Annotated in this window: 2 protein-coding genes and 1 pseudogene; all 3 read right to left on the bottom strand. The window is 71.8% G+C overall.

The features are described 5' to 3' along the window. Window positions 1–297: pseudogene (locus ABD976_RS29375) on the bottom strand (hypothetical protein); the annotation flags it as partial. Between the two features lie 50 nt (window positions 298–347). Then, window positions 348–698 carry a hypothetical protein gene (locus ABD976_RS29380; RefSeq protein WP_345368309.1) on the bottom strand — a complete coding sequence of 117 codons (351 nt, stop codon included), beginning with the start codon at window positions 696–698 and terminating at the stop codon, window positions 348–350. A 149-nt stretch (window positions 699–847) separates the two neighbouring features. Beyond that, the coding region (locus ABD976_RS29385; protein ID WP_345368310.1) for an A24 family peptidase at window positions 848–1,455 on the bottom strand (608 nt) is incomplete at its 5' end.

The following is a 1,455-nucleotide window of genomic DNA, read 5'->3' on the forward strand; positions in this document are numbered from 1 at the left end:
GGCCAATACCCCCGGCGAGGGTGGTGCCGACGGGATCGCACCGAAGTCAGGGAAATGGAGCTGCGGGGTGATCGTGAACATCTCCGGGATGCCCGGCCCGGCGGTCGTGAAGCTCAGTCCCAGCGGCGGTGCGGGTCCGTCCGCGCCGGGAGCCGTGCCGCTGGAGTCCGGTCGGCCCACCGAGGGCGGCGCACCATCGGTCTGGGCTCCGAGCGTGATGGACGGCGAACCGTAGAGGCCTTGGTGATCACCGGGTACGACCAGCAGCTCGTCGGCAACAGCGGGCAGCGGTGCCACACCGGCCACGCTCAAGCCCGCGGCCAGGAGGACGAGGTTTCGGGGGCGCATCAGCAGCTCCCTTGCGGGTAGTCGATCCGCGCGACCCGCCACGTCCCGTCGGCACCGCGTTCGAGGGTGCCCGAGACCGGATTGCGCGCAATCCCCACCGTGCGGGGCTGGCCCGTGGCGAGCTCGGCCTGCCCGGAACGGCTGGCGTCCTGGCAATCGGTCACCACGGCGCGATCGCCGTCCACCTTTACTGCGGAGATCCGGGCGTGGGTCTCGCCGTAGGGCGTGAGGCCCTGGTCCTGCTGCGCCGTCAAGTTCTGCAACATCGTGGCCGCCAACCGCTCGACGGCCACAGCGGTCAGCTCCGCACTCCGCTGCTCACCGGGCAGATGCGGCAGGGAGTGCGTCACGTCCCAGAACCGCTCGTACGCTTCGGTAACCCGTGCCTCGTCACCAGTGGTCTCCGGGGTGTGCGGTGGCGCAGCGATCGTTCCCTCGGGTGGCGGTGCCGCGTTCGGGCCCGCACATCCGACCAGGACGCCCACCGACACGAGCCCGCCTACAGCAACGGCAACCACGCGCCCAGCAACAGCCCCGGCCCCGCCGCGATCCTGGCCCCCGGCCCCCGTGATCCGGCGATCCACGCCACGCCCGCGAGCAGCCCGAGCACCAGGTGCGCGCACAGCAAGCCCGCCGCAACGGTCGACCAGCCGTGCCAGGCCCAGAACGGCGCCACAACGGTCAGCAGCAGGGTGTCGCCGAAGCCGACCTGTCCCGGCGCGAGCCACTGCACCAGCAGCCCCAACACCAGCACGACCGCGCTCGCCGCCACCAGGCGCACCACCACCTGCGGCTGGTGGATCGTCATCGCCTCGACGGCGAACACCACCGCACCGCCGAGCAGCAGAATCGCCAGCCAAGGATGCGGCAGGCGGTGGTGCATCTGGTCGATCAGCGCGAGCGCGGAGCCGACCACCGCGAGCCACCACCACGCCGCCAGCACCGGGGACTCCCCGAACCACCACCCCACGGCCGCCGACAACAGCACCGTGGCCGCTGCCAGGCCGGACAGGCTCCATGCCGAAGGCCGAGGAAGCCAGGACCACAGGCTCACCGCGACCAGCGGAGCCGCCACCAGCCCCCACACGACCGTGGCCATGTTCGTTC

The organism is Saccharopolyspora cebuensis (assembly GCF_039542665.1).
Taxonomy (GTDB): Bacteria; Actinomycetota; Actinomycetes; order Mycobacteriales; family Pseudonocardiaceae; genus Saccharopolyspora; species Saccharopolyspora cebuensis.